The 23,574-nt window shown below is 66.3% G+C and carries 17 protein-coding genes; 5 read left to right on the plus strand and 12 right to left on the minus strand.

The genetic code is table 11. From position 1 onward, the window contains the following. The first annotated feature begins 160 nt into the window (after positions 1 to 160). From AC0WRY_RS12120 to AC0WRY_RS12135, 4 genes are all read left to right on the plus strand, one after another. Positions 161 to 1,744, plus strand: coding sequence for a Do family serine endopeptidase (locus AC0WRY_RS12120; RefSeq protein ID WP_211417605.1), 1,584 nt, complete (start codon positions 161 to 163; stop codon positions 1,742 to 1,744). 273 nt (positions 1,745 to 2,017) lie between these two features. Further along, on the plus strand, positions 2,018 to 2,698 hold the full coding sequence (locus AC0WRY_RS12125) for a response regulator transcription factor (RefSeq protein ID WP_194407201.1): 681 nt from the start codon (positions 2,018 to 2,020) through the stop codon (positions 2,696 to 2,698). Then, positions 2,682 to 4,142 carry a sensor histidine kinase gene (locus AC0WRY_RS12130; protein ID WP_194407202.1) on the plus strand — a complete coding sequence of 487 codons (1,461 nt, stop codon included), beginning with the start codon at positions 2,682 to 2,684 and terminating at the stop codon, positions 4,140 to 4,142. Before AC0WRY_RS12125 ends, AC0WRY_RS12130 begins: the two co-directional genes overlap by 17 nt. After that, positions 4,139 to 7,108, plus strand: coding sequence for a bifunctional [glutamine synthetase] adenylyltransferase/[glutamine synthetase]-adenylyl-L-tyrosine phosphorylase (locus AC0WRY_RS12135; RefSeq protein ID WP_194407203.1), 2,970 nt, complete (start codon positions 4,139 to 4,141; stop codon positions 7,106 to 7,108). Before AC0WRY_RS12130 ends, AC0WRY_RS12135 begins: the two co-directional genes overlap by 4 nt. Here the strand turns inward: AC0WRY_RS12135 and AC0WRY_RS12140 are convergent. From AC0WRY_RS12140 to AC0WRY_RS12160, 5 genes are read right to left on the minus strand one after another with little or no spacing between them, the layout of a single operon-like run. Then, positions 7,083 to 7,316, minus strand: a complete 234-nt coding sequence (locus AC0WRY_RS12140; protein ID WP_194407204.1) for a formate dehydrogenase subunit delta — start codon at positions 7,314 to 7,316, stop codon at positions 7,083 to 7,085. The two genes, AC0WRY_RS12135 and AC0WRY_RS12140, sit on opposite strands and share 26 nt — an antisense overlap. Next, positions 7,306 to 8,133 (minus strand): formate dehydrogenase accessory sulfurtransferase FdhD, encoded by an 828-nt coding sequence (fdhD, locus tag AC0WRY_RS12145; protein WP_194407205.1) that lies wholly within the window; start codon positions 8,131 to 8,133, stop codon positions 7,306 to 7,308. Before fdhD ends, AC0WRY_RS12140 begins: the two co-directional genes overlap by 11 nt. A gap of 4 nt (positions 8,134 to 8,137) precedes the next feature. After that, the gene (fdhF, locus tag AC0WRY_RS12150; RefSeq protein ID WP_194407206.1) at positions 8,138 to 11,011 is read right to left on the minus strand and encodes a formate dehydrogenase subunit alpha; all 2,874 of its coding nucleotides are present in this window, start codon (positions 11,009 to 11,011) and stop codon (positions 8,138 to 8,140) included. A gap of 10 nt (positions 11,012 to 11,021) precedes the next feature. After that, positions 11,022 to 12,578: a formate dehydrogenase beta subunit gene (locus AC0WRY_RS12155; RefSeq protein ID WP_194407207.1), complete on the minus strand. Its 1,557-nt coding sequence runs from the start codon at positions 12,576 to 12,578 to the stop codon at positions 11,022 to 11,024. Beyond that, on the minus strand, positions 12,575 to 13,051 hold the full coding sequence (locus AC0WRY_RS12160) for a formate dehydrogenase subunit gamma (RefSeq protein WP_194407208.1): 477 nt from the start codon (positions 13,049 to 13,051) through the stop codon (positions 12,575 to 12,577). The genes AC0WRY_RS12155 and AC0WRY_RS12160 overlap by 4 nt, the downstream gene beginning before the upstream one ends. 223 nt (positions 13,052 to 13,274) lie before the next feature. Between AC0WRY_RS12160 and AC0WRY_RS12165 the strand changes: the two genes are divergently transcribed. Beyond that, entirely contained in the window at positions 13,275 to 14,168 is an 894-nt protein-coding gene (locus AC0WRY_RS12165; RefSeq protein WP_194407209.1) for a LysR family transcriptional regulator, read from the plus strand. Positions 14,169 to 14,346: 178 nt separating this feature from the next. On the opposite strand, the gene AC0WRY_RS12170 is transcribed toward AC0WRY_RS12165, so the two are convergent. The 7 genes from AC0WRY_RS12170 to AC0WRY_RS12200 form a co-directional block, all read right to left on the minus strand. Continuing rightward, positions 14,347 to 16,677 (minus strand): PAS domain-containing sensor histidine kinase, encoded by a 2,331-nt coding sequence (locus AC0WRY_RS12170; RefSeq protein ID WP_194407210.1) that lies wholly within the window; start codon positions 16,675 to 16,677, stop codon positions 14,347 to 14,349. 240 nt (positions 16,678 to 16,917) lie between these two features. After that, the gene (locus tag AC0WRY_RS12175) at positions 16,918 to 18,291 is read right to left on the minus strand and encodes a cation-efflux pump (RefSeq protein WP_194407211.1); all 1,374 of its coding nucleotides are present in this window, start codon (positions 18,289 to 18,291) and stop codon (positions 16,918 to 16,920) included. 129 nt (positions 18,292 to 18,420) lie between these two features. Beyond that, on the minus strand, positions 18,421 to 19,389 hold the full coding sequence (locus AC0WRY_RS12180) for a zinc-binding dehydrogenase (RefSeq protein WP_194407212.1): 969 nt from the start codon (positions 19,387 to 19,389) through the stop codon (positions 18,421 to 18,423). Positions 19,390 to 19,414: 25 nt separating this feature from the next. Beyond that, a complete protein-coding gene (locus AC0WRY_RS12185; protein ID WP_194407213.1) occupies positions 19,415 to 20,410 on the minus strand; it encodes an NAD(P)H-dependent flavin oxidoreductase in 996 nt (331 codons plus the stop codon). A gap of 245 nt (positions 20,411 to 20,655) precedes the next feature. Next, entirely contained in the window at positions 20,656 to 21,306 is a 651-nt protein-coding gene (locus tag AC0WRY_RS12190) for a hypothetical protein (RefSeq protein ID WP_194407214.1), read from the minus strand. Between the two features lie 51 nt (positions 21,307 to 21,357). Further along, entirely contained in the window at positions 21,358 to 21,558 is a 201-nt protein-coding gene (locus AC0WRY_RS12195; protein ID WP_049820038.1) for a hypothetical protein, read from the minus strand. 169 nt (positions 21,559 to 21,727) lie between these two features. Beyond that, positions 21,728 to 23,134, minus strand: a complete 1,407-nt coding sequence (locus AC0WRY_RS12200; RefSeq protein WP_491123158.1) for a hypothetical protein — start codon at positions 23,132 to 23,134, stop codon at positions 21,728 to 21,730. Positions 23,135 to 23,574: the final 440 nt, after the last annotated feature.

Raw genomic sequence — 23,574 nt, forward strand, 5'->3', positions numbered from 1 at the left:
ACAATTTTCGCCTGCGTTGAACTGCCGCATCCGCGTTCCCGTTCATTACAAAAGTTTAACCCCGCCGCCAGCGCACGGTAAGGCGGGAGCCCCCATCTTCAGGTCCGTAAGGTGCCGCCCTCAGGCATCACATGGATTTCAAGGCCCTGGAGATCTCTGCATGACCGACCGTATCGACCTCTCGAACCTTCCGTCCTATCGGCAGCCGCGCCGGTCGGTGTTCTCCGCGCGCAAATTCGCGCTGATGGCCTCGGTCGTCGCCGGTCTCGGCGCGGCGGTCTACGGCTTCAGCCCATCGACGTCGCCGGCCGATCTGTTCTCGAGCCCGGCGCATGCCCAGGTCAACAACGAGGTCCGCAAGGTCGAACGTCCCATCGGCTTTGCCGACATCGTCGAGCGCGTGAAGCCGTCGGTGATCTCGGTGAAGGTCAACATCAAGGAGAAGACCGCGAGCAACGACGATGGCGACGATTCCTCCTCGCCATTCCAGCCGGGCTCGCCGATGGAGCGATTCTTCCGCCGCTTCGGCGGTCCGGACGGTTTCCCCCCGGGCCTCAAGGGGGGTGGCCGTGGTCGCGTGGTGCAGGGCCAGGGCTCCGGCTTCTTCATCTCGGCTGACGGCTTTGCCGTGACCAACAACCACGTGGTCGACGGCGCCGACAAGGTCGAGGTCACCACCGACGACGGCAAGACCTACACCGCCAAGGTGATCGGTACCGACCAGCGCACGGACCTCGCCTTGATCAAGGTCGAGGGCAGCTCGAATTTCCCGTTCGCCAAGCTCGCCGACAGCAAGCCGCGGATCGGCGACTGGGTGCTCGCAGTCGGCAATCCCTTCGGTCTCGGCGGCACCGTGACCGCCGGCATCGTTTCGGCGAGCGGCCGCGACATCGGCAACGGTCCCTATGACGATTTCATCCAGATCGACGCGCCCGTGAACAAGGGCAATTCCGGCGGTCCGGCCTTCGACACCAACGGCGAGGTGATGGGCGTCAACACCGCGATCTACTCGCCGTCCGGCGGCAGCGTCGGCATCGCGTTCTCGATTCCGGCGAGCACCGTGAAGAGCGTGGTCGCCCAGCTCAAGGACAAGGGCTCGGTCAGCCGCGGCTGGATCGGCGTGCAGATTCAGCCCGTCACGTCCGACATCGCCGACAGCCTCGGCATGAAGAAGGCCGAAGGCGCGCTGGTGGCGGAGCCGCAGGCGAACGGTCCGGCCGCGAAGGCCGGCATCGAATCCGGCGACGTGATCACGTCGGTCAACGGCGAGACCGTCAAGGACGCCCGCGAGCTCGCCCGCACAATCGGCGGCATGGCGCCCGGCGCGACAGTGAAGCTCAACGTGCTGCACAAGGGCCAGGACAAGGTCATCAACCTCACCCTCGGCCAGTTGCCGAACACGGTCGAGGCCAAGGCCGACAATGACAATGACAGCGGCAAGGGTGCGAGCAAGGGCACCGATGTGCCCAAGCTCGGCATGACCGTTGCGCCTGCCAATTCCGTGGCCGGCGCGGGCAAGGAAGGCGTCGTGGTCACCGAGGTCGATCCGAAGAGCGCCGCGGCCGAACGCGGCTTCAAGGAAGGCGACGTGATTCTCGAAGTCGGCGGCAAGAGCGTCGCCACCGCCGGTGAAGTCCGCGATGCCATCACCGCGGCGCGGGCCGACAACAAGAACAGCGTCCTGATGCGCGTGAAGAGCGGCGGCCAGTCGCGCTTCGTCGCGGTGCCCCTCGCCAAGGGGTAGGCCTTCAGGAGGTTTTGAGATGAAGGGTGTCGCCGGCATCAGTCGCCCCGCCGTCGGCGCCCTTCGGGGAAGCAGCGTAACGTCAGCTTCCCCTTGCTACCTTCCGGTGGAAAAACGCCCCCCTCCGTCGGAAGGCCTAGGGCGGTGGAGTCCCCCCAGCTTCACCGCCCGCCTTTTTTCCTGATGCCAGAGTCTCCCACTCGGCTTGCATGCGATTGCCGCTCGCGCCATGTTTAGAGAAGGTTGACCTCCTTGACCGCCGCCGAACGCACGATGCGCCTCCTCATCATCGAAGACGACCGCGAATCCGCCGACTACCTCGTGAAGGCGTTTCGCGAAGTCGGACATATTGCCGACCACGCCGCAGACGGCGAGGAGGGCCTCGCCATGGCCGAGAGCGGCGATTATGATGTGCTGGTGGTCGACCGCATGCTGCCCAAGCGCGACGGACTGTCTGTCATCGGCGCGCTGCGCGACAAAGGCAACACCACGCCGGTGCTGATTCTCTCCGCGCTCGGGCAGGTCGACGACCGCATCAAGGGCCTGCGCGCCGGCGGCGACGACTATCTGCCAAAGCCCTATTCCTTCGCCGAGCTGCTAGCCCGGGTCGAGGTGCTGTCGCGCCGCCGCGGCGGGCCCGCCGAGGACACGCTCTACCGCGTCGGCGATCTCGAACTCGACCGGCTTTCGCATCGCGTCGCCCGCGGCAAGGACGAGCTGACGCTGCAGCCGCGCGAATTCCGCCTGCTCGAATATCTCATGAAGCATGCCGGCCAGGTGGTGACGCGGACCATGCTCCTGGAGAACGTCTGGGACTATCATTTCGATCCGCAGACCAACGTGATCGACGTGCACATTTCGCGGCTGCGCTCCAAGATCGACAAGGGATTCGAGCGGCCGCTGCTGCACACGATCCGCGGCGCCGGGTACATGATCCGTGACGGCATTCGGTAAACTCGTCCGCACCACGGCATTCCGGCTGACGCTGGTCTATTTGCTGCTGTTCGCGATGTTCGCGGCCTCGCTGCTGGCTTATTTCGCCTGGAATACGCGGCGGCTGATCACCGAGGAGATCACGCAGACGGTCAATGCCGAGACCTCGGAGATCTCCGAGATCTACGGCCGCCGGGGCCTGCGGGCTCTCGTGCTGGCGATCGAATACCGGGCGCTGCGGCCGGGCGCCAACCTATATCTCGTGACCACGCCGACCGGGCAGGCGATCGCCGGCAATGTCGGCTCCCTGGCGCCCGGCGTGATGGCGACGCGCGGCTGGTCGGAGACCGCCTACCGGCGGATCGAGGACGCCGACGACCGCGACCATCGTGCGCTGGTGCGTGTCACCGAACTCGAGAACGGCTTCCGCCTCCTGATCGGCCGCGACCTTGCCGAGCGGCGGCGGCTGTTCGGTATCGTCGCCAAGGCCGCGCAATGGTCCGTCCTGATCGTCGTGGTGCTCGGCCTCGGCGGCGGCGTCTTCGTGGCGCGCCGCGTGCTCCGGCGCATCGATGCGATGACGGGGACCGCGCAGCGCATCATGACCGGCGATCTCAGCGAGCGCCTGCCGGTCGGGCGCAGCGGCGACGAGCTCGATCGCCTCGCCGAGAACCTCAATGCCATGCTGGAGCGGATCGAGGCGCTGATGGCGGGGCTGAAGGAGGTCTCCGACAACATCGCCCACGATCTCAAGACGCCGCTGACGCGCCTGCGCAACCGGGCCGAGGAGGCGCTCGCGAAATCGGGCTGCGAGGCCGATTACCGGGCGGCGCTGGAGCGCACCATCGAGGAATCCGACGGTCTGATCCGCACCTTCAACGCGCTGCTGATGATCGCGCGCGCCGAGTCCGGACAGGCGCGCGGCAACATGGATGATTTCGACGCGGCCGAGGTCGCGGGTGGCATTCACGAGCTCTATGAGCCGCTCGCCGAGGACGACGGCATGACCTTGAAGGTCAAGGCCGACCCGACGCCTGTTCACGCCAACCGCGAATTGATCAGTCAGGCGCTCGCCAATCTGGTCGAGAACGCGATCAAATACGGCAAGCCGGTCGCGCAGGCGGGCGGAACCGTGGTCAGCATGGAGGCCCGGCCGATCCTGATCGAGGCGAGGCGCGACGGCGACAAGGTGCTGCTCAGCGTCACCGATCGCGGTCCCGGGATACCCGAGGCCGACCGCGCGCATGCCGTCGAACGATTCGTCCGCCTGGAAGCGAGCCGCACGCTGCCGGGCTCCGGCCTCGGTCTCAGCCTCGCCGCGGCGGTCGCGACATTGCATGGCGGCGAGTTGAGATTGGACGACGCCCAGCCCGGCCTCGTCGCCACGCTAGTGCTGCCGGTGCGCCTCGGTGCTGGCGACAGGGTTGCTCCGCCAATACCGGATGTGCCACAGAAGGTGGCATGAACCACTCCGCGCCGGGAAACGCGGACAAGCATGGTGAGAGGCTGGCCGCGCGCTTCGCGGAGGCTCCCCATATTGCCGCTTCCACAACCGACGAACGACGTTTCGAAAGCTGGCTGAGCGAGCTCGAGCCGGCCCAATCGGCCCGTCTCGAAACGCTGCTGGCTCATCCCTTTGCCCGGGACATCCTGGCCGGTATCGCGGAATTCTCGCCTTATCTGTTCGATCTGGTGCGCGCCGATGCCTTGCGCCTGATCCGGCTGCTCGAATGCGATCCGGATGCGCATCTGACGGAACTCATCGCGGACGCCAGGGAGGCGGTGCTCGCGGCGGCGGATGAGGCCGAGGTGATGCGGCTGCTTCGCCGCATGAAAGCGGAGGCCGCGCTGCTGACGGCTCTGTGCGACATCGGCGGGGTCTGGCCGGTGTTGCGGGTGACGGCGGCGCTGACCGATGTCGCGGTGTCTTCGGTGCAGGCGGCGCTCCAATACCTGCTGCGGCAGGAAGCCGCACGTGGCAAGATCGCGCCGCCCAATCCCGAGGCGCCCGAGGAGGGCTGCGGGCTGATCGTGCTCGCCATGGGCAAGATGGGCGCGGGCGAGCTGAACTATTCCAGCGACATCGATCTCATCGTGTTCTTCGATCCCGATGCGACGACGCTGGTCGCGGACATCGAGCCGCAGCCGTTCTTCGTCCGCGTCACGCAAGGCATGGCGCGCATCCTGCAGCAGCGCACCTATGACGGCTATGTGTTCCGCGTCGATCTGCGCCTGCGGCCCGATCCGTCCTCGACGCAGGTGGCGATCTCGCGCGACGCCGCGCTGAACTATTATGAGCGGGAAGGGCGCACCTGGGAGCGCGCCGCCATGATCAAGGCGCGTGCCTGCGCCGGCGATGCCAAAGCGGGCGAGGCGCTGCTGGCCGAGATCGCGCCGTTCGTCTGGCGCAAGCATCTCGACTTCGCCGCACTCGCCGACGTCCACGACATGAAGCGGCAGATGCAGACCTATCGCGGCCAGAGCGAGGTCGCGGTCGAGGGGCACAATGTCAAGGTCGGCCGCGGCGGCATCCGCGAGATCGAGTTCTTCGCACAGACCCAGCAACTGATCGCCGGCGGCCGCCATCCGGAATTGCGGGTGCGGCCGACGCTGAGAGCGCTCGACATTCTCGCGTCGAGCAATTGGATCACCTCTGTTGCGCGCGACGAGCTGACGACGGCCTACGAATTCCTGCGCCGGGTCGAGCATCGCCTCCAGATGATCGCGGACGAGCAGACCCATGCGCTGCCCGAAGACAAGGACGCGGTCGAGCGCTTTGCGCGCTTCTTCGGCTATCGGGATCGCGAAGCCTTTGCGAGCGACCTGCTGCGGCAGCTCAAGATCGTGCAGGGGCACTACGAAAAGCTGTTCGAGGGCGACGATCCGACCGGCACGGCCAAGCTGCCGGCGCTCGACTACAGCGCCGGTCCCGACGATCCGCGCATGCTGCAGCACCTCGCAGCGCTCGGCTTCAAGAAGCCTGCCGCAGTGGCGCAAACCGTGCGCGACTGGGTCACCGGCGACTATCGCGTGTTCCGCAATGACGCCACGCGGAATGCCTTCGTGGAATTCGTGCCGGCGCTGATCGACGGGCTTGCCCATGCCGAGGAGCCGGATCGCGCCGTCGTGGCGTTCGATCAATTCCTGGGCGCGCTGCAGCGCGGCGGTCGGCTGTTCATGCTCCTCGGCCAGAACCGCGAGCTCGTCGCGCTGGTGGCGCTGGTGCTGGGCGCGGCGCCGCGGTTAGGCGAGATGCTGGCGCGGCAGCCGCAGCTGATGGATGGCCTGATCGATCCGCGCTTCTTCGGCGCCATGCCGGACCGGCAGGAATTGTCGGGGCGGCTGGCTGCGACCGTGCAGGATGCCGGCTCCTACGAAGAGTTCCTCGATCGCCTGCGCCTGTTCGGGCAGGAGAGCCTGTTCCTGATCGGCACGCGGATCCTCTCCGGTACCGTCTCGGCGCAGCAGGCGAGCACGGCCTTTGCCGATGTCGCCGAAGGCATCGTCCACACCGTGCATGGACTCGTGGCCGACCGCTTCGCCGCCCAGCACGGCCGTATCAAGGGGCAGGAGACCGCGATCATCGCCATGGGCCGGCTCGGCAGCCGCGAGATGACGGCCTCGTCCGATCTCGACCTGATCCTGCTCTACGATTTCGACGCCGACAATCCTGACTCCGATGGGCCGAAATCGCTGCAGGGCGCGCATTATTTCGCGCGGCTGACCCAGCGCCTGATCAGCGCCTTCACGACGCGCACCAATTACGGCGTGCTCTACGAGATCGACATGCGGCTGCGACCCTCGGGACGCGCCGGCCCGGTGGCCTCGAGCCTCGTCTCATTCGCCGATTATCAGGCCAACGAGGCCTGGACCTGGGAGCATATGGCGCTGACGCGCGCCCGCGTGGTATCGGCTTCGCCGGAATTCCGGGAACGGATCGAGCGCGTCATCCGCGACGTCCTGACCCGCCACCGCGATCCCGTGATCACCGCCAACGACGTCGCCGACATGCGGCGCGCCATTGCCCAGGAGAAGGGCGAGGCCGACTGCTGGGATCTCAAACATGCCGCCGGCGGCATGGTCGACATCGACTTCATCGCGCAATATCTCCAGCTCGTGCACGCGCACGACAAGCCGGAGATCCTCGATGTCAGCACCATGCAGGTGCTCGACAACGCCTGCAGGCTTGGCGTGTTGCCCCAATCGGAGACCGGGATATTGCGTGCCGCCGCGCGGCTCTATCACGACCTGACGCAGATCCTGCGGCTGTGCGTCAGCGACCGCTTCAAGCCCGAAACCGCCGGCAACGATCTGCAGCGCGTGATGGCGCGGGCCGGCGACGCGCCGGATTTCTCGTCGCTGGAGGCGCGCGTGAAGGAGACGCAGAGCGAGGTGCGGCGCGTCTTCAGGGCGCTGCTGGAAGGGGTGTAGCCTGCTTCAGAGAGGCGAGCGCCTCGCGCACGTCGGGCTCCAGGCCCGCGCCGCCGGCGTCGAGATGGGCGAAGATCGCGCGCTTCATCCGGGGATCCCAGAACTTCTTGATGTGCTCGGCGATCCCCGGCACGGCCTTGCCGTGGCCCTGGCTGCGGAAGAACGTGCCGATCTGGTTGGCCATGTAGATCAGGCGGTCAGGCGACATCGGCAACCTCCGTAGCATGGCGAGCCGCGACCCGGCTGCCGTGCGTAAAAATTTCGAATCCGTCCTGCCGGGCGATCGCGACCAGCGTGATGCCGGCGGCTTCCGCGGTGCGTATTGCGAGCGCGGTCGGCGCGGACACCGCGATCATCACTGATGCGCCGATCGCGGCGGCCTTCTGCACCATCTCGACCGAGACGCGGCTCGTCAGCAGCACCATGCCGGCCGCGGCGTCGGTGCGGCTTCGCGCCAGCGAGCCCGCGAGCTTGTCCAGCGCGTTGTGGCGGCCGACGTCCTCGCGCAGCGCGACGATGTTGCCGGCGGGGGACCAGAATGCGGCGGCGTGCACCGCGCGGGTTTGCAGGTTGATCGACTGCAAGGGCGCGATGGCCTGCATCGCCGCCATGATCTCTTCCGGCGTGAAGCGCTGGCCCCGCGACACGACCGCCGCGGGCCGCACGGCTTCGGCAATGGACTCGATGCCGCAGATGCCGCAGCCGGTCGGTCCGGCAACGTGGCGACGGCGCTCGCTGATGCGCGCGGCATCCTCAGGCGCAAGCCACATCCTGAGCTCGATGCCGTCGTCCAGGCGAACCACTTCGAGCGAGCGGATATCGTCGACCGACTTGACGATGCCCTCGCTGAGGCTGAAGCCGACCGCGAAGTCTTCCAGGTTCTGCGGCGTTCCCATCATGACGGCGTAGGTGCCGCCATTATAGGTCAGCGCCAGCGGCGTCTCCTCCGGAATGAAGCGCGTTCCTTCGGACGCCACGCCGTTGCGCCAGATTCCGCGATCGATCGCCTGAACCGCGACGTGCATGCCGTTACTCCGCGGCCTCGGCCGGCGCGATGCGACGCGACTGCCGCGCCTGCGCGTCATAGGCCTTCTGCCAGTCCGACGGGCCGTTCGAGGGCGAGACCTCGACCGCCGTGACCTTGTATTCGGGACAATTGGTCGCCCAATCCGAATAGTCTGTCGTGATGACGTTGGCCTGCGTGTCCGGGTGGTGGAAGGTGGTGTAGACGACGCCGGGCGCGACGCGGTCGGTGATCTCCGCGCGTAGCGTGGTCTCGCCGGCACGGCTCTTCAGCCGCACCCAGTCGCCGTCGCGGACGCCGCGCTGCTCGGCGTCGTGCGGATGGATCTCGAGGCGATCCTCGGCATGCCAGACCACGTTCTCGGTGCGCCTGGTCTGCGCGCCGACATTGTACTGGCTGAGGATGCGCCCCGTCGTCAGCAGCAGCGGATAGCGCGGGCCGGTGCGCTCGTCGGTCGCGACATATTCGGTGACGACGAACTTGCCCTTGCCGCGGACGAAGCCGTCGATATGCATCACCGGCGTGCCTTCGGGCGCCTTCTCGTTGCAGGGCCACTGCACCGAGCCGAGCTCGTCGAGCTTGGCGTAGGAGACGCCGGCGAAGGTCGGCGTCAGCGCCGCGATCTCGTCCATGATCTCCGAGGGGTGGCTGTAGTTCATCTCGAAACCCATCGCCTTGGCGAGGCCGATCGTGACCTCCCAGTCGGCCATGCCGTTCTTCGGCGTCATCACCTTGCGCACGCGCTGGATGCGGCGCTCGGCGTTGGTGAAGGTGCCGTCCTTCTCGAGGAAGCTCGAGCCGGGCAGGAAGACGTGGGCGTAGTTCGCGGTCTCGTTGAGGAAGAGGTCGTGAACGATGACGCATTCCATCGCCGACAGCGCCGCCACCACGTGGCTGGTGTTGGGGTCGGACTGGAGGATGTCCTCGCCCTGCACGTAGATCCCCATGAACGTGCCTTCGACCGCGGCGTCGAACATGTTGGGAATGCGCAAGCCCGGCTCGGGGTTGAGCTTGACGTTCCACAGCGCCTCGAACTGGTCGCGCACGGCATCGCCGGAGATGTGGCGATAGCCGGGCAGCTCGTGCGGGAACGAGCCCATGTCGCAGGAACCCTGCACGTTGTTCTGGCCGCGCAGCGGATTCACGCCGACGCCGGGGCGGCCGATATTGCCGGTGACCATCGCGAGGTTCGCGATCGCGATCACGGTGGTCGAGCCCTGACTGTGCTCGGTGACGCCGAGACCGTAATAGATCGCACCGTTGCCGCCGGTGGCGTAGGTGCGGGCGGCTTCGCGCAGGTCCTTCGGATCGACGCCGGTGAGGATGGCGGTGGCTTCCGGGCTGTTCTTGGGCTGCGCGACGAAAGCCGCCCATTCCTCGAACTCGCTCCAGTCGCAGCGCTCGCGCACGAAGGTTTCGTTGACGAGGCCTTCGGTGACGATGACATGCGCCAGCGCGGTCATGACCGCGACGTTGGTGCCGGGCATCAGGGGCAGGTGCAGCGCCTTCACATGCGGCGATTCCACCATCTCGGTGCGGCGCGGATCGATCACGATCAGCCTGGCGCCCTGGCGCAGCCGCTTCTTCAGTCGCGAAGCGAATACCGGGTGAGCGGAGGCCGGGTTGGCGCCGATGACCACGACGACATCGGTGTCCTCGACCGAGTCGAAATCCTGCGTGCCTGCGGAGGTGCCGAAGGTGGTGGCAAGGCCATAGCCGGTCGGGGAGTGGCAGACCCGGGCGCAGGTGTCGACATTGTTGTTGCCGAAGCCGGCGCGGATCAGCTTCTGCACCAGATAGGTCTCTTCGTTGGTGCAGCGGGACGAGGTGATGCCGCCGATGGCATCGCGGCCGTACTTCGTCTGGATGCCGCGCATCCTGGTCGCGGCGAACGAGAACGCCTCGTCCCAGGACACTTCCTTCCAGGGATCCTCGATCCGGTCGCGGATCATCGGCTTGAGAATGCGTTCCCCGTGGTTGGTGTAGCCCCAGGCGAAGCGGCCCTTGACGCAGGAATGACCGCGATTGGCCTTGCCGTCCTTGTAGGGCACCATGCGCACGACTTCCTCGCCGCGCATCTCGGCCTTGAAAGTGCAGCCGACGCCGCAATAGGCGCAGGTGGTGACGACGGAGTGCTCGGGTTGGCCGATCTCGATCACGGATTTTTCGGTCAGCGTCGCGGTCGGGCAGGCCTGCACGCAGGCGCCGCAGGACACGCATTCCGAGCCGAGGAAGCTCTCGCTCATGCCAGGCGAGACGCGGCTGTCGAAACCACGGCCGGAGATGGTCAGCGCGAAGGTGCCTTGCACCTCCTCGCAGGCGCGGACGCAGCGCGAGCAGACGATGCACTTGGAGGGATCATAGGTGAAGTACGGGTTGGACTCGTCCTTCGGCATCCAATGGTCGTTGTCGCAGCCATGGGATTTGGCGAAAACATGGTTCTCGCCCTCATAGCCGTAGCGCACGTCGCGCAGGCCCACCGCGCCGGCCATGTCCTGCAATTCGCAGTCGCCGTTGGCGCCGCAGGTCAGGCAGTCGAGCGGGTGGTCGGAGATGTAGAGCTCCATCACGCCCTTGCGCAGCTTCTTCAGCCGCTCGGTCTGGGTGTGCACGACGAGGCCGTTCATCACCGGTGTGGTGCAGGACGCCGGCGTTCCGGCGCGGCCCTCGATCTCGACGAGGCAGAGACGGCAGGAACCGAACGCGTCGACCATATCGGTCGCGCAGAGTTTCGGGATCTGGTGACCGGCATCCATCGCGGCGCGCATGATCGAGGTGCCCTCGGGCACCGTGACCTCATTGCCGTCGATGGTCAGCGTGACCATCGTTTCCGACTTCGAGCGCGGCGTGCCGTAGTCGATTTCTTCGATCAGAGACATCGTCGTTCTCCTATTCCGCGGCCTGAAGCGTGGTCGGTGCCGGGATGAAGTCCTCCCGGAAGTGCTTCAATGCGCTCAGCACAGGGTACGGCGTGAAACCGCCGAGTGCGCAGAGCGAGCCGAATTTCATGGTGTTGCAGAGGTCTTCGACCAGCGCGAGGTTTTCATGGACGCGCTCGCCGTTGATGATCTTCTCGATGGTCTCGACGCCGCGGGTCGAGCCGATCCGGCAGGGCGTGCACTTGCCGCAGGATTCGACGGCGCAGAACTCCATGGCGAAGCGCGCCTGCCGGCGCATGTCGACGCTGTCGTCGAACACGACGATGCCGCCATGGCCGATCAGGCCGTCGCGGGCGGCAAACGCCTCGTAGTCGAACGGCGTGTCGAACAGCGCGCGGGGGAAATAGGCGCCTAAGGGCCCGCCGACCTGCACGGCGCGAACCGGGCGGCCGGTGAAGGTGCCGCCGCCGATATCGTCGACGAGCTCGCCGAGCGTCACGCCGAACGCCGTCTCGAACAGCCCGCCATGGCGGATGTTGCCGGCGAGCTGGATCGGCATGGTGCCGCGCGAACGGCCCATGCCGTAATCCGCATAGGCCTTGGCGCCTTCGGCGAGGACGAAGGGGATAGCCGCGAACGACAGCACGTTGTTGATGACGGTCGGCTTGCTGAACAGGCCGTGATGCGCCGGCAGCGGCGGCTTGGCGCGCACGATGCCGCGCCGGCCTTCGAGGCTTTCCAGCAGCGAGGTTTCCTCGCCGCAAACGTAAGCGCCGGCGCCGACGCGGACTTCGAGATCGAAGCTGTCAGTCGAGCCGCCGATCCTGTCGCCGAGATAGCCGCCGCGCTTGGCGGCTGCGATGGCCGCATTCAACGCCTCGACCGCGTGCGGGTATTCGCTGCGGATATAGATGTAGCCCTTGGTCGCGCCGACGGTGAGGCCGGCGATCGTCATGCCCTCGATCACCAGGAAAGGATCGCCTTCCATGATCATGCGGTCGGCGAAGGTGCCGCTGTCGCCTTCATCGGCGTTGCAGACGATGAACTTGCGGTCGGCCTTGGCCTGCGCGACGGTCTTCCACTTGATGCCGGTCGGGAAGCCCGCGCCGCCGCGGCCGCGCAGGCCCGATGCCGTGACTTCGCTCAGGATCGCCTCGGGTCCGAGCGAGAGCGCGCGCTCAAAGCCCTTGTAGCCGCCATGGGCGCGGTAATCGTCGAGCGAGCGCGGATCGATCACGCCGCAGCGGGCGAAGGTGAGGCGGGTCTGGCGCTTCAGCCAGGGAATCTCGTCGGTTGCCCCCAGCCGCAACGCATGCGGTGTGTTGCTGGCGAGCGCGTCGAGCAGCGAGGGCACGTCGGCTTCCGTGACCGGACCGAAGGCGATCCGGCCCTGGGGGGTCGCCACCTCGACCAGCGGCTCGAGCCAATACATCCCGCGCGAGCCGGTCCTGACGATCTCGATTCCTACGCCGCGCTTGCTTGCTGCCTGCTTCAGCGCCAGGGCAACTTCGTCGGCGCCGACGGCGACTGCGCCGGCGTCACGTGAGACGAACAGACGCAAGCTCATCGCTGGGCCTCCGCAACGAGGGCATCGAGGCGCTTCTGGTCGAGCCGGCCGATCAGGCGGCCGTCGAGCATCGCGGACGGAGCGGTCGCGCACAGGCCGAGGCAGTAGATCGGCTCCAGCGTGACGCGATCGTCGGCCGTGGTGTTGCCAAGCAACACGCCGAGCTTTGCTTCTGCGCGCGCAGCCAACGCATCGCCGCCCGCGGCCTGGCAGGCCTCCGCGCGGCACAGCTTCAGCACGCGGCGGCCGGCGGGCTTGTGGCGGAAGTCGTGGTAGAACGTGAACACGCCATGCACTTCGGCGCGCGACAGATTGAGCGCCTGCGCCACCATCGGGATCGCGGCCTCCGGCACATAGCCGAAGGCTTCCTGCAACGCATGCAGGATGACCAGCGTCGCGCCCTCTTGGTTGGCATGTTCGGCGATGATCTCGCCGCCGCGCGTCTCGTTCCAAGGCTCAAAAAGCGCTGTCATTCTTCGTTCTCAACCTGAGCGTTTCCTCAGCGCAAACTAGTTGGAATCATTCGAAGATCAATAAAGCCGTCCCGTGCTGCGATTGCGAATTCAGATCGATTTGCAACCGCAATCGATCGATACGAAATGGCAATGAAAACTGGATCGGCTGCCGGTTTTCGCGTGTTGGTGCAGGCCAGGCGTGCTAGCTTGCATGCCACGATGGATCCGAGAGGACTGGCGGTTGATCGACAAGCTTGAACTATTGCTGGCGCTGGCGAAGGAGCGGCATTTCGGACGCGCGGCGGAGGTTTGCGGCGTGACGCAGCCGACGATGTCGACCGGGCTGAAGCAGCTCGAGGAGATCCTCGGCGTGATGCTGGTCCAGCGCGGGTCGCGCTTCCAGGGCTTTACGCCCGAAGGCGAGCGGGCGCTCGACTGGGCGCGGCGGATCGTCGGCGATGCCCGCGCGATGCGCGAGGAGATCAACGGGCTGAAGCACCAGCTCTCCGGCGAGATCCGCATCGCGGCGATCCCGACCGTGCTCGGCATGGTGGCCGCGCTGACGACGCCGTTCCGTGCAAAGCATCCGGAAGTGCGCTTCCGCATCCAGTCCACCACCTCGTCCGAGGTGCTCGGGCTGCTGGAAAATCTCGAAGTCGATGCGGGGCTGACCTATATCGAGAACGAGCCGATCGGAAAGGTGCGGACCATTCCGCTCTACAACGAGAGCTATCGTCTTCTGACCGCGCCGGATGCGATGTTCGGCGACCGCGAGACGGTGACCTGGACCGAGGTCGGGCAGGTGCCGCTCTGCCTGCTGACGCCCGACATGCAGAACCGCCGCATCATCGACCGCGCGCTGCGCTCGGTCGGCGCAGAGGCGACGCCGACCCTGACCTCGAACTCGCTGCTGGTGCTGTTCACGCATGTCAAGACGGGACGGTGGGCGAGCGTGATGCCGGCCAAGCTCGCCGAGACGCTCGGTCTGTCCGACACGGTGCGCTCGATCCCGATCGTCGATCCCGACGTCAATTACAGCATCGGCATGGTCATCCCGCAGCGCGATCCGATGACGCCGCTGATCGCGGCGCTGGTCAATGTCGCGCGGGAAGTGGCGCCGTCGCTGCAATTGTAGAGCAGAATGCAGTTGAGTTGAATTAAGCGGCCGCGCGCTCGGTGCACCTCCCGCTTGCGGGAGAGGTCGGCGCAACGCGCCGGGTGAGGGTTCTCTCCTCTTGGGGGTTCTCGATTGCGGAGCTACCCTCTCCCCAACCCTCCGCCGCAAGCGGGAAGGGAGCTGCAGCTGTAGGGTCTCAGGCCGCGGCCGATATCCCGGACGCCGCCTTGATCGCGTCGCGTGGCAGGGTCACGCGCACGACGGTGCCGACCTCGAGCTTGGAGCGCAGCCGCATCGAGCCGCCGTGGAGCTGGGCCAGCGAGCGGGCGATCGCAAGGCCGAGGCCCGAGCCGTGATAGGTCTTGGTGAGCTGACTCTCCACCTGCTCGAACGGGCGGCCGAGCCGTGCCAGCGAATGCGGCGCGATGCCGATGCCGGTGTCCGCGATCATCAGCACGATCCGGTCGTCGAGCTGCCGGCTGCGCACCACGACGCGCCCGCCGTCGGGCGTGAACTTCACCGCATTGGAGAGGAGGTTGACGATGATCTGCTTGGTGGCGCGGCGGTCGGCGACGACGGCGATGGATTTGGCGATGTCGGCGTCGAGGGTGATGTGCTTGTCCTGGGCGCGGCCGGTGACGACCCGCAGAGATTCCGCCAGCGTCCGCGACAGGTCGAGCTGTTCCATGTCGAGCTTCATGCGGCCGGCCTCGATCTTCGACATGTCGAGGATGTCGTTGATGACCTCGAGCAGATAGTGGCCGCTGGTCAGGATGTCCTGGCAATACTCCTGGTACTTCTCGCTGCCGAGCTCGCCGAACATGCCCGAGCCCATGATCTCGGAGAAGCCGATGATGGCGTTGAGCGGCGTGCGCAGCTCGTGGCTCATATTGGCGAGGAATTTCGACTTGGTCTGGTTGGCTTCCTCGGCGCGGGTCTTTTCGCGCTGGTATTTCTCGGCGAGGTCGGCGAGCTCGACCGCCTGGCGCTCCAGCGCGGCCTGCGAACGCTTCAGGTCGATGACGGTGGCGCGCAGGCGCAGGTCGTTGTCGACCAGCTTCTGCTCGTGCTCCTTGATGCGGGTGATGTCGGTGCCGACCGAGACGTAGCCGCCATCCTTGGTGCGGCGCTCGCTGATGTGCAGCCAGCTGCCGTCGTCGAGCTGCGCCTCGAAGGTGCGCGCGCCGGGCCCTTGGGCGGCGGTCTCGTTGTGGCGGGTGCGCACCTCCGGCATGCGGCCGACCTCCAGCACGGTCTCGTAGGAGGTGCCGGGAATAACGGCGGTCTCGGGCAGCTTGTGCAGGCGCTGGAAGTGCGAGTTGCAGAGCACGAGACGGTCGCTCGCGTCCCACAGCACGAAGGCTTCCGGGATCGTCTCGATGGCGTCGCGCAGGCGAAGGTCGGCTTCCACCGTCTTCTCGGCGAGGCTCTTCTGCTCGGTGATGTCGACGGCGATCCCGATCAGGTGCACGCTGGAATCGGTGGCGCCGCGGGTCTTCTCGCAGCGGACGCGCAGCCAGATCCAGTGGCCGTCGACGTGCTGCATGCGGAAGGTCTGGTCGATGTGGTCGATCTTCTCGGAGATGAGCTGGTCGGCGATCGCGAACAGGTCGATGTCGTCGGACTTCACCAGCGCATTGACCTCGCCGAAGGTGAGGAGCTCGTTGCGGCCGTCGAGGCCGAGCATCGAGAACATCGACTGCGACCAGAAGATCCGCCCGCGCGACAGGTCCCAGTCCCACAGCCCGCAGCGGCCGCGGTTGAGCGCGGTGTCGATGCGTCCGCGCACGGCGTCGTTGATGAGGTCGCCCTCGCGGGCGCGGGTGGACTGCCAGTGGAAGGCGAAGCCGAGGATCAGGACGACGAATCCTGTCGTGGCCGACAGCGTCACCGAGAGCGCGGCGTCCGAGCCCCAGATCGGCTCGTTGCGCTCCTGGATCACGGTGACGAAACCGGGCATCGACTTGATCTGCCGCGAGGTCGCCATCGCGGCGTTGCCGTTCGGCAGCGTCATGTCGGAGATATTGCCGTCGCGTGTCGGCGCCGCGAGCAATTGTGCCGTCGTGATGGCATCGAGCAGACGGTCGTTGCCCGAGGGGTCGCTGTCGACCGGAACGCGGGCGAGGACGCGTCGGTCGATGCCGGCCGAGGTGACGATGACGTGGCGGCCCGAGGCCGTGCCCCAGGACGGGATCAGGTCCGGCAGCAGCGTCGGCAGGCTCTCGATGTTCTTCAGCCGCTCCTGCCGCACGGAGGTGATGCGGTCGATGCGCTCGGCCAGCAGATCGGCGAGCGCCGAGATGTCGTGGCGGATCACCAGCCGCTTCTGACGCGTCTGGTCGACGACCTGAACGAACGCGCCGAGACAGATCGTGATCAGGAAAGCGATGATCAGCGTCGGCACGGCGCGACGAAGCGCCGGCTCCGCGATCAAGAGCCGATGATAGGCAGGTTTCGCGATCGATTGCGCCAATCCTTTGATCGAATCGGATTGGACGCACGCGTTCGCGGCGTCTGCACGCGACATGCCTTCGGCCCCCTGAAAACCAGCTTGCAACTGAAGTCCGGAAGCAGCCCCACATCGCTTCCGAATCACAGCGATTTGAATCCAGTTTTCGCGGGCTGTCGAGAGTCAACGAATCGTTAACGCGAAATTATTCTTATCCAACGCGAGATTTGTGCATCGCGCGTCCGCAAACTCACGGGCGGGAGGAGTCCGAAACGGGAACGTGTGACTCCACGCACATTCTTCGTGTCGTGCGACTCGTCACGCGCGCGGCGGTTCGGCGTGACTGATGACGCGCTTGACGCTCGGGAACGCGCGCCGCAACGCGCGCTCGATCGCATCGACCTGCTCGTGCACCTTGATCACGCTCATCGAGGGTGTCGCGCGGCAGTGAAAGTTGACGATCTCGCCGGCATCGGTGTTGCGGACACGGACATTGTGGATGTCGTGGATCTCGCCGCCGGCGGCATAGTCCGCCAGCGCGGCGGCGATCGTCCGCACCCGCTCCGGCGCGGCATCGATGCCGAACGGAAGTTCCGGTTCCAGCGGTTCGATATGGACATCGACCTCGACGTCCTCGCCGAACTCCACCTGGATGTTGCGCTCCAGCGTGTTGGCGATGTCGTGGGCGGCGTCGAGCTGCATGCCGCCATCGACCTCGAGGTCGATGCTGACGATCAGCTTGCCGCCCAGATCGTGCACTGTGACGTGGTGGATGGCGAGCCCCGAATTGCGCGCGATGACCATGATGCGGTCGCGCACGGTCTCGTTGTCGCGCGCGACGGGCACCGCGGCGAAAGTGAGGTCGGCATCACCGAAGGTCTTGGTGACGGCGGCCTGCGCGTTGCGCTTGATGTCCTCGACACGGTCGATCGGATAGGTCCGCGGCACCTTGGCGATGGTGTCGATGAAGGTCGTCGCCCCGACCATGCGCACGCGCAGGCGCTCGACGTCGATCACCCCGGGCACGCCGCAGATCGCGGCCGTGGCCTTTTCCTGCGCACCCTCGGGAGCGCGGTCGACGAGCGTCTGCACGGTCGAGCCGGCCATGCGCAGGCCGAGAGCCGCGATCATCACGGCGACCGCCGCCGCCGCCGCGGCATCGCCCCACCAGAAGCCGAGGGCGGCGAGGATCAGGCCCACGATCACGGCGAACGAGCCCATCACGTCGGAAGCAAAGTGCAGCGCGTCGGCCGCGAGCGCCTGGCTTCGCGTCGCACGCGCGGCGCGGTGCAGGGCTCGGGCGCGCCAGAGATTGACGATGATGTCGATCACCAGCACGACGAACGGCACGGCCGAAATGGTTGGCGGCGGCGTCCCCTCGCGGAGCCGGCTATACGCCTCGACCAGGATGCCGCCGGCGAGCACGTAGAGCAGGGCGGTGACGCCGAGCGCGGAGATGCTCTCCAGCTTGCCATGGCCGTAATGGTGCTCATCGTCCGCCGGCTTGTCGGACACCCGCACCACCGCCCAGGTGATGATGGTCGCGACCAGGTCGATCGAGGAGTGCAGGGCCTCGGAGATTAGCGCGAGCGAGCCGATCGCGATTCCGACCACGAACTTGGCCGCCGCCATGGCGCCGCTGGCAAAGATCGAGATCGCCGCGACCGAGGTCTTGTCGTGCTGGGAGGTCATGGCGGGGGATTTAGCAGCCCGGGGCCGAACATCAAGCGGCGATCCACAGGAGTAGTCGCGAGTGAGTTGCAGGAGCGGGGCGATGTCATTCCGGGTTCGGTCCCGCGGACCGCCCCGGAATGACTTTCCTCACACCGTCACCACGATCTTCCCAAGATGCCTGTTCGCCTCCATGTGCTCGAACGCCCGGTCGATGTCGTCGAAGGAAAATACCTTGTCGATCGGCAGCTGCAGCTTTCGCGACTCCACCGCGCCCCAGATGTCCTTGCGGACCTCCGCGAAGATCTCGCGGACCTCCTCGATGGTGCGGGAGCGGAAGGTGACGCCGACATAGTCGATGCGGCGCGCCGCATGCAGGTCGAAGTTGAAATCGGCATGGGTGCCGCCGAGCCGGCCGACATTGACGATGCGGCCCTTCACCCTGGTCGCGGCGAGGTTCTGGTTGGCGACCTTGCCCGAGACCTGGTCGACGATGAGATCGACGCCTTCGCCGTTCGTCGCCTTCAGCACTTGGTCGACCCATTTGGGATCGGATGAGTCGACCGCGAGGTCGGCGCCGTATTCTTTCAGCCGGCCGCGCCTGACAGCATCGGTGGAGGAGCCGATCACGAGCTTTGCGCCCTTGAGCCTGGCGATCTGCATCGCCATCAGGCCGACGCCGGAGCTGGCACCCTGGATCAGCACGCTCTGGCCTGGCTTGACCCCGCCGACAGTGACCACGGCGTTGTGCATGGTCGCGAGCGCGACGGGCAGGGTGGCCGCCTCCTCGAAATTCATGTTCGAGGGTGCGTGGAACAGCCGGCCGTGATCGGCCAGCGTGTATTCGGCGAAGGCCGCGCCGCCCGAGCCCATGACGCGGTCACCGATCTTGACGCCCTTCGCATCCGGCCCGAGCTCGGCGACCTCGCCGGCCCATTCCATGCCGAGCACGGTGCCGACGCCGCCGGCCGCGCCATGGGCGTGGCCCTTGCGCATGCCGGTGTCGGCGCGATTGAGGCCGCAGGCGCGGACCTTGACGAGAACCTGCGTGCCTTTCGGCTTGGGTTGAGCGACGTCGGAAATCCGAGCGCCTTCAGGACCGTAGACATAGGCTTTCATGAAATCCTCTCGCCTCCTGAGGTGATTATTCCGCCGCTTCGCGTTGCGGCTGAACGATCATGCCTTCGAGCCGGCTGCGAATGATCGCCTCCGCCTCGCGCACGATGCGGGAGATCAGCTCGGCGCAGCTCGGGATGTCCTGGATCAGGCCCTGAACCTGGCCGGCCGACCAGATGCCTTCATCGGAATTGCCCGTGGCATAGACCATCTTGCCGCGGGCACCGGCGACGAGCTCGCGGATGTCCTCGAATTTTGCGCCTTCCTTCTCCATCGCGACCACCCTGGTCGAGATCTCGTTCTTGGCGACGCGCGAGGTGTTGCGCATGGTGCGGAAGATCAGCTCGGTCTCGCGCTCGTCATTGGCGACGATCTTCTCCTTGATGAGCTGGTGGATCGGGCTTTCCTTGGTGGCCATGAAACGCGTGCCCATGTTGATGCCGTCGGCGCCCAGCGCCAGCGCGGCGACGAGGCCGCGGGCATCGGCAAAGCCGCCGGAGGCGATCATCGGGATCTTGATCTTGTTGGCGGCGGCCGGGATCAGGATCAGGCCGGGGGTGTCGTCCTCGCCGGGATGGCCGGCGCATTCGAAACCGTCGATCGAGATGGCATCGACGCCCATGCGTTCGGCCGAGAGCGCGTGACGCACGCTGGTGCATTTGTGCACGACCTTGACGCCGTGCTTCCTGAACTCGTCGACATGCTCCTGCGGCTTGTTGCCGGCAGTCTCGACCACCTTGATGCCGCTCTCGATGATGGCGGCGCGGTACTCGGCATAGGGCGGCGGCTTGATCGCGGGCAGGATGGTGAGGTTGACGCCGAACGGCTTGTCGGTGAGGTCGCGGCAGCGCGCGATCTCCTTCCTGAGGTCCTCCGGCGTCGGCTGGGTCAGCGCGGTGATGAAGCCGAGCGCGCCGGCATTGGCGACGGCGGCGACCAGCTCGGCACGCCCGACCCATTGCATGCCGCCCTGGACGATCGGGTGCTCGACCCCCACGAGTTCAGTGAACCTTGTCTGCAGCATGATAAGTTTCCCCCAGCGATGGCCCGCAGGCTCTGTTGTCGGTTGATGCCGCAAGGATGCCGCCGGGGGTGGGAAAAGTCTATCAGCCGAGCGTGCGGTGGAGGCGGGGCGGCATGCGGGGGACGAGGAGATTCCGCGAGGCGGATAATTGGGGTGTGCCGCCTTTGCAGGGGCGTCCGCCAAGGCGACGCTGAGGCTGCTTTCTGGATTGCTTCGTCGCTACGCTCCTCGCAATGAGGGGAAAGCTACTCCGCCGACAGCCGCACCATCTGGCGGCCGCCGTTCATTTCCTTGAGGCGGTTGACGAAGTTTTCCGGGCGCTGCCAGCGGTTGGGGACCTCGAGGCCCATGAACTCGGCGATGTCGCCGATGAAGCCGGTACAATTGGCGGTCTCGGCGTTCCAGACCGGCGAGTTCGTCTGCAATTTCTTGATATAGGCGAACACGCGCTTGGCGTCGGCCTCGTTCAGATAGACGCGGTAGCTGGCGGTCAGATATTCCGGATCGAGATCGCCATAGCTCGCGCCGGTTTCCGACGGCACGAAGGTGATGTGGCCGAGCACGTAAGCGAGCGTGTCGCCGGCGGGCGTCAGCCCTGCGACCTCGACGGCCTTCTCGCTGGTCTTGCCGTACCAGACGAAGGCATGGCCCCAGCTGGCGGCCGTGCGGGCGCGGAAGTCGACGTAATAGGGACCTTTCTCCGCGCGCGCGAGCGAGCGCCGCGTCGATTGCGGCGCCGGCCGTGACGTGGAGTCGGTCGTGGCAAGCGCATTGGCATCCGCAGCGCGCTTGTTGGCTTCGTGGGCCGAAGCCGAGGGCATCAGGCAGGCGATCATCGCCGCGAGAGCGAGCCCGGCAAGAATGCAGGATCCCGATCGATCAGGTTTGTTCGTCACGCTGTGCCCCTCGACTGTCGGCCGCTTACGCTGGTCTTGCGCGCTAAAGCGTCAGTAGCGCGCCGCAACCGGGCCCGGCGCCTTGCCGATCGGGGCCTTTCCAACCGGGCTCTTGCCAATCGGCATCTTGCCGATCGGCGCCTGCTCGGAATAGACCGGCACGGGCTGGCGGCGCGGCAGATCCGCAGCGTTCGCGGCCGTCACCAGAGCAAGCGTGGCACCCAGAGCAATTACAATCTTCTTCACAGTGATACCCCTAGAAGGTTTGGCCCAAACACGGCCATGCCGTGTCCCCAGACACACCTCACAAAAGGGCGTCCGAATGCGACCAAGTTGCGGCGCGCACGGGGCATGTCAGCGGCATATGTCTGACGCGCAAAGATGTGATGTGTCTGGATGTTTCGAGACGGCGTGAAGCGCCTCACCCGATCCGATTGAGGCCATTCCTGATCGTCGCGAAGATGCCGCCGATGTCCTTGCGCAGGGCGTCGAGCGCGTTGAAATTGTCGAAGATGCGGGCGAGGCGGTCTTCGACCTCGCGCTTGCTCTGGGTCAGGGTCTCGACGCGCGAGGCCAGCGTCACGTCGCCGTTGGCCTCGATCTCGCTGACGGTCTTGGCGAGGAGATCGCGGGTCGCGCCGACCTCCGCGATCATGGCCTCGATGCCGAACACCGGCGCCTTGAGCGGGACGAGGTCGGCCTGCGACTTCGACAGCTCCGTCTTGAAGGCGTTCAGCGTCGCCAGTGTCTCCTGCAAGGCAGCCAGACGCTGGCGTGACTGGAGGACGAATTCGTTCAGCGCGTGCTGGCGGTCTGCGAGGGTCCTGCCGTCGGAATCGGTTTCGACGTCGGCGAGCGCGCGTTCGAGCTGGGCCTGGCGCTGGCCGAGCTCCTCGAAATCGAGCCGGATGCTTTTCAGGATGTCGAAGCTGTCGTCGATGCGGGCGAGACGCTGCTCGATCTCGATCTTGTTCTTCGAGAGTGTTTCGACGCGCGTCGCGAGCGGCGTCTCGCCGCCGGTCTCGAGCTCGTCGATGGTCTTGGCGAGGCGGTCGTGGCTGAGGCTGAGCTCGCCGATCAAGGCGTTGATGCCGGCATCCGAGGATCGCAGCGGCGCCAGCTCGGCGTGGGATTTCGCCAGATCCTCCTTGTGCCGGTTGAGGGTCGCGAATGTGTCCTGGACCGCGTTCACCCGCCCCAGAAGCGCCGACACGTCGCGCGCGATGTCCCGCTGCCGGTCGGCGAGGTTGTTCTTGCGGTCGTCGGTCTCGAGGTCGTGCAGCGAGCGTTCCAGCTGGTTCTGGCGGTCGCGGATCTCGGTGAAGACGGGCTCGACCGCGCGGCGCTGATCGGCAACCTTGCCGACCATCTCGCGCAGTGCCTGCTGGCGGCGGCGGATCTCGGCGAGCTGGTCGTGCATGTCGGTGGATTCGTTGCGGCCCTGCTGCAGCAGCGCGCGCTGCTCGGTCTCGCCGAGCTTGTCGTGGAGGGCGGAGACCGCTTCCCGGGGATCGCTTTCAATCAGGTGCTGGACGGTGGCGTCGAGATGGTTCTGCAGGGCGTGGGCGACGACGACGTCCTCGCGGGTCTTCTTGAGACGGTCGCGCAGCGTCTTCAGGCTGCGGTCCTGGCGTGACAGCCGCCAGGCAGACGCGCCGATCAGGGCCAGCGTCCCCGCCAGGATCGCGCCGACAGTGATGCGTTGCGGCATGGGAAGCCCCGCGAACCAGGCGGGCAGATGGGCAAAGTCGTAACCAAACGTCTGCTGGGCGAGAAACGCGATGACGGCCAGCAGCACCAACCAGGCAATCAGGAAAAACAGCCACATCGTGAATTCCTCACGCCGGCACACATTTTCGCCATGATTGCTATTGGAGAGCCGAACACCGCGCAAGGGGCTGTCGGAGGTGCATGATGCCTCGGGACGCGCGATCCACCGCTGATTGAGGGAAAGACGGCACGGCGGGGTGCCCCGGGTCTTCCCGCAGCGGTGGGGGCTCCGCCCCGGAATGACGGAGCGAGCATTTCTGTAGCCCGGATGGGCGCACGCGGGAGCATCGCGCGCGGGACCCGGACTACGCTCCATTCCACGCAGATTTCGTTACTCGCCTCAGCCGCCGACGCGACGCGGCGCGCTCATTTGCCGAGGAAGCTCGCGCGTTTCTTGTCGGCGAACCAGACGACGAAGATCGCGCCGAATGCGAGCGCAATGTACAGAGCCGTCCACAAAAGTGCATTATTGGCATTTGTCATGGCTTCCTCCCTGGC

The sequence above is a fragment of the Bradyrhizobium sp. T-12 genome, from assembly GCF_058314695.1.